Raw genomic sequence first — 15,607 nt, 5'->3', positions numbered from 1 at the left:
GGGCAAATTTAAAAAAGAAAATTAAGAATGAAATTGCTAATTTTGATTCTTTAGCTCAGGCGATTGATCATGCTTTTCAGGGGATCGTTTAAATTTTAATTCACTATAGAATGCTTCGTTTTACGAAGAACAATGGAATCACTGAAGGATTTCATCGAAAGATGAAATTGATTCAAAGAAGAGCTTATGGATTTAAAAATTTTGACAATTACAGAATAAGGGTTAGAGTGCTGTGTGGGTGAGCGAAGTGCCCCCGGATTTGGGGAAGAGCCAGAATGCGCCGCCACAAACTAGAGCTAAGTGCTTGATTTTAAATGGCGCGCTCGGAGGGACTCGAACCCCCGACACCTTGGTTCGAAGCCAACTTGATCAATTATAATTACCAATAAAATCAGTAACTTGAGATGTAACGATTCTGCCAATTACTGCCTAGAACTGCCTGAAACAACGGGGGTTGTATTTCACTTTGTTACAAATCTGCTACATCTGATTTTTGCAAATAACGAGCATTAAACTTGCAAAAAGTATCTTATAGGATACAATTAATTATGAAAGCAGTAAGAAAAAGAACAATAAAACTGTACCAGAAAGATAACGGCGATTGCCCCGTTATCTCATGGCTTAAATCCTTGAACGATTCGATAAGGTATCAGGTAAAATCAAGACTGGCTCGCGTAAGCCTTGGTAATTTGGGTGAATACAAAATGCTGGGTGAAAGTCTGGGTGAGTTAAAATTTAAATTTGGTTCAGGGTATAGATTATATTTCAGCGAAATTGATGGAGAAATTATCCTTTTACTATGTGGTGGAGATAAAAGCTCACAGAAAAAAGACATCAAGCTCGCTCGTGAATATTTAAATGATTATTTAGGGAGCAAGGACCATGGGTAAAAGCGTTGATTATCATGATTATTTAATTGAGTCTTTAAAAGACCCTAAAGAAGCTGCTGGTTATTTGAATGCAGCACTTGAAGATAATGACATTGACGGCTTTCTTGAAGCATTGCGCAATGTTGTTGAAGCACAGGGCGGGATGAGTAATCTTGCGGAAAAAACAGCCAAAGGTCGGAACAGCTTATACAAAACGGTTTCTAAAAGTGGCAATCCTTATCTGCGAAATACCAATGATATTTTGCATGCTTTGGGATTTCAGCTTGCTGTTTTACCTCAACATAACTCAAGATGAAACATTTCAAAAATCGTACCGTACAGAGAAAAACTTTATTTAATGGAAAATTGCCTGAAGTACTCTTTGAGAATTAATCGCCACAGATCAATGCCATGGTGCTCACATCACCACAGTCGGCCATAACGTGGCTGATTGTGGTGAATGGTTACAAAATAAGAAGTAGCTTCATAGCTACTTTTGAAAGTCTTCACTTCATTACTGAGCCTATTGAAATGGCATATTTTGTGGATTTACAGGTTGTGGCACATGTTCATTAGTGACAGGTGTTTTAAAGAATGTTGTGGTCTTCGCATTAGCCATCATATTTTGTGCATGAGCCGCAACAACTGGTTGAAGAGCTTGGCGTGCCTCATCAATACACCGCCTTAAATCAGTATGTGTTAAGCCATGTGTTGTTTGAGGTTGTGCAGACTGGATCCGAGCAAACAAACGGGCTATAGCGCTTTTCAAATCTCTATATGATAAGCCACTACTTAAATCACCTAACCGTAAACAATTCTGGCTTAATTCATCATTAAGTTCTTCATCTATAACAAGTTGAGGCAGTCTTTTTAGGCTTTCATTAATTTCACGTTGAATGAATAATCCTACTTGGGCAGGAGTTGGTAAAGGAACCGCTATTTTTGATCCAAAACGGGAGAATATAGGTTCGGCAATCTTATCAGGATAATTTGTTGCGCCTACAATAATAAGGTTGTTTCTGATTAAGCCATCCATTTGTTCTTGTAGGAAAACTTTTACAGGACTGTCATTATGAGCAATCTTATCAATTTCATCGATACAAATTATAGCAGAAGTATAAGATTTAGCTCTTTCAAAAATGGTAAAGATTTCTTGTGGGCTTGTACCTGATTCAATGAGGAGAAAGGGACAATTACAATCTCTTGCGAACTCCCGAATGGCTGTTGTCTTACCACTACCTGGGGGCCCATAAAGCAAGGTATGAATGCTCACATTTTGATATAGCTCAGGACAAGCTAGTGCATTTTTTAAATCTTTAAAATGATCGTCCGTTCCTTCAGAAGCGTTTTGTTGTATAGGTTCAAACATCGGCAACATCAAATAAGCAGATTTAAATTCTTTTTTAAAATCTTCTTCACAGAGTTTTTTAGCTTTTTCAAATACAGTACTCAAATAGGTACTATCTACTTCATGGCTTTTAATTTGCTCTACCATTTGAGCAAGCTGTCTTGGCGACCAACCTTGTGTTAACTCTGAGATACGCTCTATTAATTTTTCTGATATACAGTTGAAACGGAAGAGATGTGTTAATAATCTTTTTCTAGCACTTTCGTCAGGGACAGGAAATTGAATGGGGGTCATTCTATTTTTAATGGCTTTAGATAAGTTTTCAGGATAATTTGTAGCACCTATAAGAACAACATTATGTCCTTTGAGTCCGCTGATTTGTTTTTGAAACTCATTAACAATTTGTGCGTAATTACTTTCGCCCTTTTTAGCTATCCCAGAGGTTTCCGGACAGACGCCGTTTATTTCATCAATAAAAAGAATGATTGATTTAGAAGTTTTTTTAGATTCAGCTTTATTCTTGCCCCCGTTAAAAAATTCTATAACACGAAGAGACAGTTGCCCCACATACTTGTCATTTTCTTCTCCTCCTTGCCACTCCATTACCTCAAATCCTTTCGCACGTAAGTGAGTGAGAACCGCTTCTGATTTACCTGTTCCAGGTGGACCTTGTAATAATACAAAATGTCCTTCTTTATCTACATTTCCTTCTATTATAGAAATAAAATCATCCAACTCGCGCAGCTCATTTCCGAGTGGAACAAGTTTAGGACCACAAACCAGAGATTTTATAGAATAAGGATCTTCTTGTTCTAATAGAGAAAGTGGGGTTTGGTTTTGATGATTCCGTGCATAAATCATCCCTTTCATCTTTGCAGCTACTGACTTAAGCAAAACGGTATCAATATCTAGCCCTTTAGGCAGTTGGGCGAGCATGTGCAGCATATTATTTTGAGTTTGAACGCTGATTGAGTTGAAAAAATGTGGGGTATGATACCCATTCAATTCTTTTAACCATTCATTAATATTAGTGAAAGTTAATCCAAATTCATCATTTATTTTCATAAGAAATTGAGTAGAAGCATTATGTCTGTGTTTTATTTCCAAAAAGGCTGAAGGACTGACATTAAGTAATTTAGTGATTTCAATAATATTTCCACAAATTTCTAGGTGGTTTTCTCCTTCATCTAGCAAGCTACAAATACCTATTGCAAATTCTTTCATCATAGTATTGCATTGGCTAAAAGCAGGTTGCTGTTCCAATTTCGGATAAATAGTATTAAAAGCCAATAATTGTTGGAAAGTTTGCTTTAGTTTTGCAAGTACATAATCAATTAGTGAAGCAGTTCCTTCGGACGATAAATGTTTCATTAATAATTGGCGTATTTCTGGTATAGTTGCTGTTTTATTATTAAAATGAACGTATGCAACGATCAACGCTTGGAAAAATGAATAAACAATAGGTAAATAACTTCCATGTCCTTCTTCATAACCCTCTAGAATAAATAAACTTTGGATATTTAATACAGCTTGAATGCTTCTTAAATTCACAAATAAGGATTGATGACTGTTGCATAGGTTAGCTATAGCCTTCATATTGTTTTGTGCTTGCCAGTATAAAGAGGTTAGGCTATCTTTAAAAAAATGATTTAATTCAGTCAAATGATGTTTAATTAAATCTGTTGCTTGTTCATTAGGAGCACAAACTTCCTGGCCATGTGTACGTAAAAGCTCAATTAATTTTACATGTAATAATAAAATGATTACTTTTGCCCCTGTTTCTTGTGCATCATGTAAGGCTTGTTTGTATTCTTGGTAGGCCTTCTTTCTGCAATCTCTTTCTTCTTCTGCACACATTCCTCTAAAAAAATGAGCGACTGCATAATGTGCAGGGGTTAAAAAAGGTTTTCTCAATGCCCTATTTATTCCCCAACGATTAAATTCTCTATCTAACACTTCAGTGGCTTCTACAATTTTATCTTGTTCAATTAATTGACTTGCATTTTGTAAAGCTTTTTTATATTCCTCAGCATATTTTTTTCCAACGCTGCCACCAGCCAGTGTAAGCAAGGTACAGGTCAAAAAAACAGGAAGAGCTGCAGGCGCAATTACTAACAACCCCCCTCCAGCTGCACCGCCTATTAATATACCCCCGACTTCGGCAATGCCAAAAGTTAAACCTAACCCTATAGCTCCCCCAGTGGCTCCTGCTAATGCTGTTAAAGCTAAGGAGCCAGCCCAAGAATGGATAGACTCTACCGCTTTATTTGGGCAAAGTTCGACTATTTCTTTATAAGCATCACGAAGGGCTGTGTCGCTAGACATTTCAGTTAAATCACGCAAAGGTAAAGAAACGTTTGGAGTATCCAGTCTTGTTAAACTTGGCTCTGTTGAGGCACGCCATAAATTAAATTCTGGTGGGTTGGAGATATCTGCTGAAATAGCGTCTAATCGTTCTGGAAATATAGCCAAGGTTTTTTCTACTAATGTTTTTAATGCGGAACCAGTCAACATTTTTTTTGTGTTTATACTATTTTGAGATGAATCAAAGTTTAATGAAGGTAAAGATTGAAGAGCGATTTGCTGTGTGTCATTAAGTTGGCATACGTTAATCAGGGGCTGATAATGAGTTTCTTGTTGGAGAATAGAAATAGGAGCCGATTCACTGGCACCTACGGTTTGAGTTTTTGTTAAATTTTGTGCATTTTGTAAATAGATATGTATACTCACCTGCAATTTATGAGCTAATGTTTGTTGCGCAATAGGATTAACTTGACCTTGTTCAATGCTTTGAGCCCCTTCTTCAATTTGTTCAGCGGTTAAATCCGTTAAAAAGCTTGCACCTTCTGTTCTTAAATGGGCAGCCAGCCTTGAGAGAAAAGATTGTTGGATTAAAGAATTCAATGAAATAGGGAATACTCCATTTTGTTGATAATCATTCAACTCTTGTTGTAAACGAAAACAAATTGCAAAGGGCACATGCTCACCAAATATATGGCTTAGAAGAGTTGTAAATTCCTCTAGCTCTAAATGTTGGTCTTTAAAACAAGATATTAAAAACTTTTCAAAAATGACAGATTGATAAAAGCTATTGGAGTAGTTTTGAATAGTAAGTGCTTTATATTGTGTTGAAGTCGGCATGTTTTTTCCTAAAAAATATAAATTAAAGCCACATCATTAGCCAAGGACAGTCAGTTTAGGCGCGGGGCTGTATCGTGAGCTTCCAACCAGGAGAGTATTGTACGATGACCCTCAGTCACCAACTCAAACTCGGGGGGGAATGCTAATCCTCTTTCATTTTTTTTGTAAGACGGAGAAAAGCCATCGACCAGAATTTCTCGTCTTTCTTTAAAACATTGCCTTGCATTCTGTATGGCCTCTTTGCGAGGTATTTGCTGGAATAATTGTTCCGCATGCGCTTGCATGTGCTCCATAGGTATCAAGGTTTTTTGTTCGAATTCTTCTGCCTCTACCAATTGGTGGCGTTGCAATAATTCCAGTAGACGGCGAAAGCGATGTAAAGAGCAGCTTGGCTGATCTACTTCCTTTACATTAATTTTAAGTGGGGTTTGATAATTTCCCTTTATGAAAAATAATCCATGAAGCATATGCCACATACACACAAAATGAGGCAAAGCCAGCTGAACAAAGCCTGAGTCAATTAATTCCTTTATTTGTTCGTTATAAAATAGGTTAGAGATCTGTCTGTTGTTTTCTATCTCTTCTTGAGGGGAGCTGTATGTCTTCTCAAGAGAACCCCAGACATCATTAAAAAAAGCGTTTAATGTTTGAGCTATTTTTGAATGTTGATGGTAGTCTTTTGGCAGCATGTCGATGCATTCATCAATTTCATTTTGCTTTAGCCGCAATCTTTCTTGAAGTTGTCTTTCTCCGATTGGTGTTTGATATCTGTGTTTGGTTGAGCTTTTTTCTTTAAAAATTTCCAGTTCTTCATAATAAAAATTGATCAATTTTTCCATGACATCTATATATTCTTCATTGTTCTTTGCAGCTTCCAATGCTCGATGATAAAATTTTTCTGATTTACCCTCCCCACGATGCTCCCTTGCTTTTTGAACCAAAGTCTTACTGTCGTCTTTATAAAAAGATAAAACCATAGAATAAGCTTTTTCTTGAAGACATTTGGGTGGAAGAATATTTGTCGGCAATTTATCTGTTTTTTGCAAAGGGCGAACAAATGTAAACTCACGAAATACTTTAATTTTAAGAGGAAACTCATCCAGCTCTTGCCAAGGCTTAGTCCAAGGGGATGCATATTTGAAGTTTTGCCACCATTCTTCCTTCCCATTCACCAACGTTCGCTCAAGCGGGTATATATAGGTTATTACCGCTTTTCCATTCGATTTCATCACCTCATCATCCATAAACATGTATGGGTTGTCACGCATCACTTGAATAGCTTGTTTACAAAATCTTGTAATTCCTTCTAGCATCTTATTCGTTTCTTCTTCAATGGAGGGTGTATCAGGAAGTGTTGTAGTCAACGATGTATCTGTAGTATTGGTTGTATTGGTTGGCGATCCTAATACTTGAAGAAGATTTGAGTGAGATGAAGCCGTAGGTGTTGGCATATTATTTCCTAGGTTTAAGCTTGGGTCGGGCAAAGTGGTTGATTCAAAATAAGAGAAAGGAGGTGATCTAGAAGGTAGGTTTGGCTTTTCTATGCCTGCTTTCTTACAAAGATTTAACACCTTTTCAAGGTATATCGACCCATCTGTTCTCATAAAATTGACTGTACCGCGATTTTTCCAAGACCAAATCATTAAAAAAGGAATGGATATAGGAAAAGTAATAAGAATAACAGCCGCTTGAATAAGCCAAAGCCACCAAGGGGTTCGGTTCATGACTAATACTTGATAGCGCGGCACATCCAGGTAGGGGGAAATACCATGTTTTTTGTGTAAAAAATTAAGTACTTGTTGTGGCGTTTGGGCATTATTCCAAATATCAAATGCGATCGTTTTTTTAAGATGCTTACTCGTAAATAAAGACTCATTATTATGATGGATATAGGCAAGAGTAAGTTGCTTGATCTCTTCCATGGTTTCGATGTTGGTCATTTTTGCCTGGTTTTTTTTGAATGTAGTGCCAATATGTTATCCACGTAGTTCTTATTTTGTCAACTATCTTAAGACAGTTCTTAAGACAGTTCTTGTAACTGTATGAAGTGGTTTAATTGATTTAGACACATTAATTGAACTGTATAGTGGTCTGTGTTACCTATGTCTCTGGAATAGACCATTATTAAATGGCGCGCTCGGAGGGACTCGAACCCCCGACACCTTGGTTCGAAGCCAATTTGATCAAGATTAATTATCAGTAAAAATCAGCAGCTTGCGATGTAACGATTCTGCCAATTACTGCCTACAACTGCCCTATTCAACGGGAGTTGCATTTCACTTTGTTACAAATCTGCTACATGGGAATTTTTAATTTGGCAACCACCTATAGAGAGGTGACGTTATCGGCTAGCACCCTATCCTGAACATTAAATTTCTTTCAGACTCAAATGAATTTCATTTGTGGGAAATTTAGCTACAATATCAAGCTCCCCTCCCATCGCTTCAATATACTTCTTTAAAGTCGATAATTTCATATCCTTACGACGCTCAGTTCTGGACACATTGGCCTGCTTGGTATTTAACCTTAAAGCCATATCCTCCTGGGTAATTTTTAATTGCTCACGAATTTCATGTAAAAGCGTTTCCTTTAGCAGTTGATTGGTTTTTTCTGCAACCACTTTTTGCGCTTTAGCACTCATTTTATTTTTCAATGTTGAAAATGATTTAGCCATTGCCCTTCTCCTGATTTAAATCCATCAAATGCTCTTGATATAACTTTTCCGCTATAGGGATGTGTTTTTCATACCAGCGACCATCTCCAGCCTTGTTACCACCAACTAATAAGATGGCACAGCGCCTTGGATCAAATGCATACAACACTCTATATGGGTTCCCAGCATGCTGTATTCGCAGTTCTCTAAGATGAGCTAGTTTTGTTCCTTCAACCCCTGATGAAAATGGAAACTTCAAATTCGGTCCACATTGCTCCAAAAGATTAACAACAGAAGCAATGTCAATCTGCTCTTTCTCAGTCAAGCCATTCCACCAAAGCTCAAACTCATCCGTGTATTCAACTTCCCATATCATAACTATAGAAAACCTTATTATTACATGCAAGTTATATTACACCAAAGTAATCATGATTGGAATTTTTTTCTAATTAAAATGAGCTATGTTGCTATACCTTCAATAAATCTACTCAAACGCTATTAATTTAAGGGCTTTTCTCGAAATTACGCCCCCCTTTGAACCAAATAGTTCGAAAACTGCCTCACACAACATTTTTACTACAAATTTGCTACAATTGAAGAGCGGTTCAAATCGATCATATTAGAGCAAGTAGGCATAACTTGCTGATTTTAAATAATAAATAATGGCGCGCTCGGAGGGACTCGAACCCCCGACACCTTGGTTCGAAGCCAAGTACTCTATCCAGCTGAGCTACGAGCGCATGTTTGATGCTAGATTCTAGGGGATAGAAGCTAGTGGTGTTTTTAAGTTGTTCTGGACGTTTTTGTTTCTAGGTACTAGTATCCAGCTACTAGTTTCTAGGTGGTGGGCCGTATAGGATTCGAACCTATGACACAGAGGTTAAAAGCCTCCTGCTCTACCAACTGAGCTAACGGCCCAACGAACTGGATTATAAGATAATAATGGTTCTAGATGCTAGTATTAAAACTAAATTCTAGAATGGTGGGCCGTATAGGATTCGAACCTATGACACAAAGGTTAAAAGCCTTCTGCTCTACCAACTGAGCTAACGGCCCCAAAGAGGCTGAAATCATACCGGATCAGGCTGAAATTTCAAGTGTTTTGTGCATAAAATTTTCAATAAATCCTGTTTTGCTATACAAATCCTCTGCGGTGGCCAAGATCCTCAATCCTTTTAGCTGCAATTTTTTACAAAAATCTTGCTGAGCGGCCTTAGAAATTAATATCACGACGACATCGGCTCCCATAGCACCGCACCCTTTCGCAGCAAGTACTTCTGGTTGCGTCATAAGATCCCGCACTAACTCAAGAGTATGTGGCGCCACGAGATTAAATTCAGATAATGTCTGTGCATAGGCGTTTACCGCTTCAATAAGCAACTGACTGTTTTTTGAATCAAACGCTTCTTTTCCCATAACCACAAGCTTTTTTAATCGATCAAGATTATCTGGCAAACCCACTTCTTGCAGATGATTATGCGTCGGAAGCTTATGTCCCGTATGCAATAAAATAAATGAGAGATCCTCAAACACCCAGGGATACGAATAAACGGCTTTGTTAGTTTTGTTCAGGTAGGAACATCCCCATGAAATTTGGGCTAACACATCATATCCACTAGGACGCAGTCCTACTCCATTCCAGGCGTAGTTAAAATACGCTTTTAATAAAGCTGAAGAATTAAACTCTTTTGAATCTAAAGTGCTTAAATATGCGCCAATAAATTGAGCGCTGGAAGCCCCCATTCCCCCTAAGCTATGATAGGGATCATAGAAACATATCCCTTGCGTTGATGTAAAATCCTGCCAATATTTTCCAGCCGGTGACTCGGGGTGAATTCCTAACAACGTTGGCTTATCTAGAACACGCACTTCAAAACAAGGCGACGTGGTTAAGATTAACGCGGCGCTATCTGCTAAAACCGCGTATTCGCCAAGTAAAAATGTTTTTGCAGGAATTGACCAAATCATCAGACGGAAGCCACTTTGCGAATTTCAGCTAATAATTGACTGGCATGGTTTAAGCTAACACGTTTGTATACTTGTAACCAATGCTGCAACCGCTCTTTAAGCAGAGGCATTTCTTCATCGGTCGCTCCAGCGACCATCAGAAGGTTATCAATGTGCAGTTTCATATGACCTTGGATGATACCTTCCGTACATAAGGCTTTAATTGCACCCAAATTTTGGACGAGTCCAACCGCCGCAATCACTCGTGACAATTGATTGGCGGTTTCAACTCCCATCATACGAAGACACATCTTAGCGGTTGGATGTAATGAAGTGACACCACCTACGGTGCCGACAATAATTGGAGCGGTTAATTCTCCGGTTAATTCTCCATTATGATAGCGCCAGCGCGTAATGGCTTTATAACGGCCAGTTCTGGACGCGTAGGCATGGACTCCTGCTTCAACCGCACGCCAGTCGTTGCCTGTGGCGATTAACACGGGGTCAATTCCATTCATCACCCCTTTATTATGCGTCGCGGCACGATAAGGATCAATTTCTGCAAATAAGGAGGCTTCTTGCAGCCGCTCTCCAAGCTCAGGCTGAACATCTCTTATAATCACTCTCGCGGTGGTGAGCTTTTGGTCGTTTAAATTAGATAAAATACACATGGTGACCTGTTCACCTGTGATGGCTTCAATAGGGGACTTTAAATACTCAAGTACTTGGTTAATGATGTTCGCCCCCATCGCATCGCAACTGTTCATTTTCAAATGAACAACGGCCATATCGCCTCCATCTTCTCGAGGCAATCTGCGAAGCTCTAAATCTAGGACACCCCCGCCGCGTTTTACCATGCTGGCTGCAACATCTTCATTGGCTTTTTCGATAAAAAAAGGTTTGTTTTCAGCAAAAAGAAGGGCAAGTTTTTCGTAATTTTTAACGTTTGCGATTTGAATCTGGCCTAATATACAATCCCCTTCAACGTTCGTTTGAATTTCACCCGATTGCCTAATCCATTTGGCGGTTTTTGATAAAGCGGCAATGATGGATGTTTCCTCAACCGCCATGGGAATTACATAATCGTTGCCATCGATACAAAAATTCGTTGCAACACCCAAGGGTAATTGAAAGTATCCGATGACGTTTTCAATTAATTTATCAGCAAGGTTCGTGTCTCTTACACCGCCTTGACGTAAAAAAGCCAGATCACCGGTGGTTAAAGCACCAAGATCCATCAGGCGTTTAAAGCGTTCTTCGCGGTTTAATTTTGAAAAACCCTGGAATAATTCATTGGCATTTTTGCTTAGCGACATGCCTTCTCCTTTAACTCATTCAATTCACGGCTACCAGTACAAAACATAGCAACTTTTAATTCATATTCAATCATAGCCATGTGTTCAATGACGGCTTTTGAAGAGGTTAAGGCTGCGGTAAGCATGGGTTTAGCAAACCCTACCGTAGTAGCCCCAAGAGCAAATAACTTAGCTGCATCTAACCCATGCCGCACCCCCCCAGATCCCCATACCTCAAAACGGGGGGCAATTGAAATTGCGTCCTTCACGCTTTGAATGGTATCGATGCCCCAATTTTTAAACGTTGTTGCAGCACTTTGCCGAATGGGATCATGACTGGCGCGATGGCCTTCAATGCGCCCCCAATGCGTACCACCTACCCCACTAACATCAACCGCCCCAACGCCAATTTCATTCAATCGCAGTAACGTGGGCAAAGAGAATCCACATCCCGTTTCTTTCACTATAACGGGAATATCTAAGTGTTCCACAATCATAGCAAGCGCATCCCAACCCCCTTTAAAACTAGGGGTTCCCTCAGGTTGGATGCATTCTTGCAACGGATTGCAATGAATAATTAGAGCCTCGGCGTTTAAGGCTGATGTGATTTGCTGAATTTGTTCCAGAGATGAGGAAATCAGTTGTGCGATTCCTAGATTACTATACAGAACAACATTGGGAAATTCTTGCCTTAGGACATGCCATTCATCGGCCGCCTTCTCATCAGTAAGTTCTCGCCGTTGCGAACCAACTCCCATCGCCCATCCCTGCTCTGAGCAGGCAGCAATGAGATTATGATTGATGTTCACAGCATTACGATGCCCTGCTGTCATCGAAGAAACAATAAACGGCTTTGTTCTTGTTCCAAAACGCTCACCACGGATATCAATTTCATTAAAATTCATATCCGGTAGGGCTTCATGCACTAATGCCATGCGGTCAAAGGGATTTAACTCACTGGTTTGGTTCGCTTGCATGAGCGCCAGATCAATATGATCTTGTTTACGCCGTTCAAACTGACTGTAATCATCAGACATCGTGTTACCACATCACTGTTTAATTGGTTTGAATTTTACCACATCATCCTTCAGGGGACTAGGCGCCTAGTAATTCTCCGTTCTTTATCCAGAATATCAAACACATGATTTAAGTTCGTGTTTAGCTCAGTAAAAAAATACATCAGGTTGTAAAAGCCGAGCGCATCACTCTCTAGCGTTGCAAATCGCTGAGGGGAAGTCTTAATTTCACGTTGTAATAAACATGATACATCCTGTGCGGGGCACATTTCTTTTCCTTTTTTATTTTCTAACAAATCAATAAGTCTTTTTATGTTCTCCTCGGTCGTTTTTGCCGCTTTCTGGATCAAAGGAATTTCCTCATGACTTAAGCGGCACTTTAACCAGGGGAAAGACTCTATCAAATGAATGGCATAATGTGCACTTGCCCCAACATATTTAAGTAAACTGTTGAATTCTTGGGTATTTAACCGATGAAACATCAACTGATAACGAATGGCTAACGCCTCTTTTTTAATCATTAAAAATTCGATCGCTAGATTCTGGCTGGAAACATAAGTCCGCATATCTTTGGGATTAAACACCATGGTTAATGAGGCGCGCATCTTTTTCAAATAATCCACGAACATTGACGTCACATTCCGCTTTAAAGGGAAAAGAAAATTTCCAACCGTTAAGGCCACCAGAGCGCCTATAGCCGTATCGATAATTCTTACGCCCAGCAATCCCCAGTTCCACTGGCCAATTAAGGCAAATAAAAACACCACAAAGCACGTTAAAAAAATACCGCAATTAAGTGATATATGGGCATCATGAACGAGGTAAAAAATACAAAAAATAACAAAAAAGCTAATATTAATTCATTATTCGCAGGCAGGGTAAAATACAATGCTGTGCCCGCTGCCCCTCCTAAAACGGTCATACCAACGCGCTCAAATGAGCGTTTTATACTTTCGCCCCAGGTTTGAGTGGTTAGAGCCATAGCGGTCAGTGTGATCCAATACCCACGTTCAACCTTAAAATTCAAACTGATTAACTCTGCGATAGCAATGGCCACGGCAGCTTGCAATCCCATCTTGGTGGTATTCTTAAGATTCATAATGATTCCGAAGCAATTTAGCGGCGCTTTGATTGAGCAATTCAAAACTAAGCTTAAAATTTAATAGAATAATAATTAGATCCGACTCAACCGAGGGTATTTTCCCTAGTCTTTCTCCTAAATTCGGACTAAACCGATAATCGCTCGTTTTTTGAATCACAAAATCAGAATTGATATAAAGAAAAGAAAAAAATTTTGCGCATTGTTTACACATTAAGCTGAGTGCTAACCGAGTTGGCGCAGGCAATGATAGATGTTTTTGCCACAAAACATGACATGCATCAACGGCTAAAGAATACGCGTTAATGAGGGCAAAGAGGTCCGCAGTAATATAACTTAATTTCGTTTCTTCCTGCTGAAACGCCGAGCTATGGATGATAGTTTGATTTAAATCAGCCAGTTGTTTTAAAACCAGCTTAATACGCACAAATGGCAGTTCGTTAAAGTCATCGATGGGGTTATCCAGTAATATATTCGTACGAAGTTGATTCATTCCCTCACTTAATGAGTGGAAAAACAGATTGGTATTATTTAGGAATAATTGACGGTAGTTATCTGGGAAAACAAATAATATCACCCCGGCAGAAACTCCAAGACCAACCAATAAACCATAGATATTTCCCCACGCTTCCTGTGCACCATTAAACGGAAGAATGGTGGCTAAAAAGCATAAGATCCATACCATGAAAGGCGCAATGCTTTTTTCAAGACCAAATCTGCGAATATAATTCACGAGGAAACCAAGCATAGTTAAGATGATAGCTGTCCAAACTTGGGAATCCCGCACCATCAAACCTAAAGAAAATACGGCAAAATAAAAGGCATCGAACGTCAAAACATGCAGCGCTCGAAAACGCGTGGATTTAGCCACAACGCCCTGCATTGCAAAGCCGCTGCCGATACCGGCCAGCATTTTTGTCAACATGGGTTCATCCCGGACAAGCCATAAAGAAATAACAATCGCTAAAATCGTTTTAGTAGCGAGCTTAACGTTAAAATATCCTGGGTCAATATTCCAAAAAAACGTGCGAAAAGAATTTATTGCGCGCATGCACTTTGCCGAACGACCGGGTTTCGTATTATCCTAGGCTTTTCTATCTTTGATGGCAATCAATTGATGACAAAGACTCCTGCCCAGCTAATCTTCGACAATGAGAATAATCGTTATACCTGTACTGGAGACTGGTCTATGCACTATATCGCCGACCTGCACCAGCAAGTTCGCTCGTTCAGCATACCCTCAAATTCCAAAATCGAAATTGACGCTGAAATCACCCAATTTGATAGTGCTGCGGCGTTATTTTTGTTTAATTTTATTGCCACCCTTAAAGAACAGGATAATTCATTAACGCTTAATAATTTCACCCAACAACAACAGGATCTATTGTCGCTTATTGAAGATAAAAAGAGCATTTTAAACTACTCCCCACCTCCGCCCGAGCGAAAAGGACTCTTACATAATATTGGCGAAGAGACCATGCATAAATTAGACCAGGGCCAGGGTTTAATTATTATGGTGGGCGATTTGAGTGATAAAATTTTAAAGGCATTCTACTATTTCAGACGGTTTCATTTTCCAAGCATTGTTTCCACAATCTATAACACTGGCGTTACCGCTTTACCCATCATAGGTTTGTTGTCCTTTTTAATTGGAGTTGTTTTGGCCTATCAAATGGGACTTCAACTTGAAACTTATGGTGCGAATATCTTTATTGCTTATCTTTCTGGAATGGCCATTTTCCGCGAATTTTCTCCTCTAATTACCGCCATTATTGTTGCAGGGCGCACAAGCTCTGCCTTCACTGCACAAATTGGCAGCATGAAAATCAATGAGGAAATCGACGCGCTTTACACAATGGGACTTTCGCCCACAGAATTATTGGTGTTACCCAAAGTCGTTGGGCTCTTGATTGTATTTCCTTTATTAATTTTTTGGTCAGTATTATTTAGTACAATCGGCGCCATGATCATGTCAAAAACCATGCTTCATGTTGGATATAGCGATTTCTTGAGCCGGCTTCAAGATTCAGTCGGGTTTAAACAATTAGAACTAGGTCTGTATAAAGCCCCTACTTTTGCTATCTTAATTGCTATTGTTGGTTGCTTTCAAGGAATGTGTGTTCAAGCAAACGCGGATAGCGTTGGTAAGCAAACCACCAAAAGCGTGGTTCAAGCATTGTTTTTAATTATCGTTGCCGATGCGATTTACTCTGTAATTTATAGTTGGTTGGATATCTAA

At 39.2% G+C, this 15,607-nt stretch carries 13 protein-coding genes, 3 tRNA genes and 1 pseudogene; 4 read left to right on the top strand and 13 right to left on the bottom strand.

Going from position 1 to position 15,607, the window contains the following annotated elements; genetic code table 11:
- Positions 1-107: 107 nt before the first annotated feature.
- From E1O47_RS09305 to E1O47_RS09295, 3 genes and pseudogenes are all read left to right on the top strand, one after another.
- Positions 108-242 (top strand): annotated as a pseudogene (locus E1O47_RS09305) (transposase); the annotation flags it as partial.
- 306 nt (positions 243-548) lie between these two features.
- On the top strand, positions 549-890 hold the full coding sequence (locus E1O47_RS09300; protein ID WP_133130981.1) for a type II toxin-antitoxin system RelE/ParE family toxin: 342 nt from the start codon (positions 549-551) through the stop codon (positions 888-890).
- Positions 883-1,185, top strand: a complete 303-nt coding sequence (locus tag E1O47_RS09295) for an addiction module antidote protein (RefSeq protein WP_133130980.1) — start codon at positions 883-885, stop codon at positions 1,183-1,185. The genes E1O47_RS09300 and E1O47_RS09295 overlap by 8 nt, the downstream gene beginning before the upstream one ends.
- A 207-nt stretch (positions 1,186-1,392) precedes the next feature.
- Here the strand turns inward: E1O47_RS09295 and E1O47_RS09290 are convergent, their stop codons facing one another.
- The 13 genes from E1O47_RS09290 to E1O47_RS09230 all read right to left on the bottom strand — a co-directional run bounded on the left by E1O47_RS09290 (position 1,393) and on the right by E1O47_RS09230 (position 14,419).
- A complete protein-coding gene (locus E1O47_RS09290) occupies positions 1,393-5,358 on the bottom strand; it encodes an AAA family ATPase (protein WP_133130979.1) in 3,966 nt (1,321 codons plus the stop codon).
- Positions 5,359-5,408: 50 nt separating this feature from the next.
- Positions 5,409-7,298 carry a hypothetical protein gene (locus tag E1O47_RS09285; RefSeq protein ID WP_133130978.1) on the bottom strand — a complete coding sequence of 630 codons (1,890 nt, stop codon included), beginning with the start codon at positions 7,296-7,298 and terminating at the stop codon, positions 5,409-5,411.
- Between the two features lie 428 nt (positions 7,299-7,726).
- A complete protein-coding gene (locus tag E1O47_RS09280) occupies positions 7,727-8,032 on the bottom strand; it encodes a helix-turn-helix domain-containing protein (RefSeq protein ID WP_133130977.1) in 306 nt (101 codons plus the stop codon).
- Positions 8,025-8,387 carry a type II toxin-antitoxin system RelE/ParE family toxin gene (locus tag E1O47_RS09275; RefSeq protein WP_207384314.1) on the bottom strand — a complete coding sequence of 121 codons (363 nt, stop codon included), beginning with the start codon at positions 8,385-8,387 and terminating at the stop codon, positions 8,025-8,027. The genes E1O47_RS09280 and E1O47_RS09275 overlap by 8 nt, the downstream gene beginning before the upstream one ends.
- 287 nt (positions 8,388-8,674) lie before the next feature.
- Positions 8,675-8,751 (bottom strand) — tRNA-Arg (locus E1O47_RS09270).
- Between the two features lie 102 nt (positions 8,752-8,853).
- Positions 8,854-8,929 (bottom strand) — tRNA-Lys (locus E1O47_RS09265).
- 62 nt (positions 8,930-8,991) lie between these two features.
- Positions 8,992-9,067, bottom strand: a tRNA-Lys gene (locus tag E1O47_RS09260).
- A 24-nt stretch (positions 9,068-9,091) separates the two neighbouring features.
- Complete coding sequence (locus tag E1O47_RS09255) at positions 9,092-9,979, bottom strand: hypothetical protein (protein ID WP_133130976.1); 888 nt, start codon at positions 9,977-9,979, stop codon at positions 9,092-9,094.
- The gene (locus E1O47_RS09250) at positions 9,979-11,274 is read right to left on the bottom strand and encodes a hydroxymethylglutaryl-CoA reductase, degradative (RefSeq protein ID WP_133130975.1); all 1,296 of its coding nucleotides are present in this window, start codon (positions 11,272-11,274) and stop codon (positions 9,979-9,981) included. The genes E1O47_RS09255 and E1O47_RS09250 overlap by 1 nt, the downstream gene beginning before the upstream one ends.
- The gene (gene fni / locus E1O47_RS09245; RefSeq protein ID WP_133130974.1) at positions 11,265-12,290 is read right to left on the bottom strand and encodes a type 2 isopentenyl-diphosphate Delta-isomerase; all 1,026 of its coding nucleotides are present in this window, start codon (positions 12,288-12,290) and stop codon (positions 11,265-11,267) included. Before fni ends, E1O47_RS09250 begins: the two co-directional genes overlap by 10 nt.
- 50 nt (positions 12,291-12,340) lie before the next feature.
- Positions 12,341-13,036 carry an FUSC family protein gene (locus E1O47_RS09240; protein WP_133130973.1) on the bottom strand — a complete coding sequence of 232 codons (696 nt, stop codon included), beginning with the start codon at positions 13,034-13,036 and terminating at the stop codon, positions 12,341-12,343.
- 8 nt (positions 13,037-13,044) lie between these two features.
- Positions 13,045-13,368, bottom strand: coding sequence for an FUSC family protein (locus E1O47_RS09235; RefSeq protein WP_133130972.1), 324 nt, complete (start codon positions 13,366-13,368; stop codon positions 13,045-13,047).
- Positions 13,358-14,419 carry a hypothetical protein gene (locus E1O47_RS09230; RefSeq protein WP_133130971.1) on the bottom strand — a complete coding sequence of 354 codons (1,062 nt, stop codon included), beginning with the start codon at positions 14,417-14,419 and terminating at the stop codon, positions 13,358-13,360. The genes E1O47_RS09235 and E1O47_RS09230 overlap by 11 nt, the downstream gene beginning before the upstream one ends.
- 66 nt (positions 14,420-14,485) lie before the next feature.
- On the opposite strand from E1O47_RS09230, the gene E1O47_RS09225 reads away from it, so the two are divergent.
- The gene (locus E1O47_RS09225; RefSeq protein ID WP_133130970.1) at positions 14,486-15,607 is read left to right on the top strand and encodes an MlaE family ABC transporter permease; all 1,122 of its coding nucleotides are present in this window, start codon (positions 14,486-14,488) and stop codon (positions 15,605-15,607) included.

It is taken from the genome of Legionella yabuuchiae (assembly GCF_900640115.1).
GTDB lineage: Bacteria > Pseudomonadota > Gammaproteobacteria > Legionellales > Legionellaceae > Legionella_A > Legionella_A yabuuchiae.
This window is presented reverse-complemented; position numbering and strand designations above follow the sequence as displayed.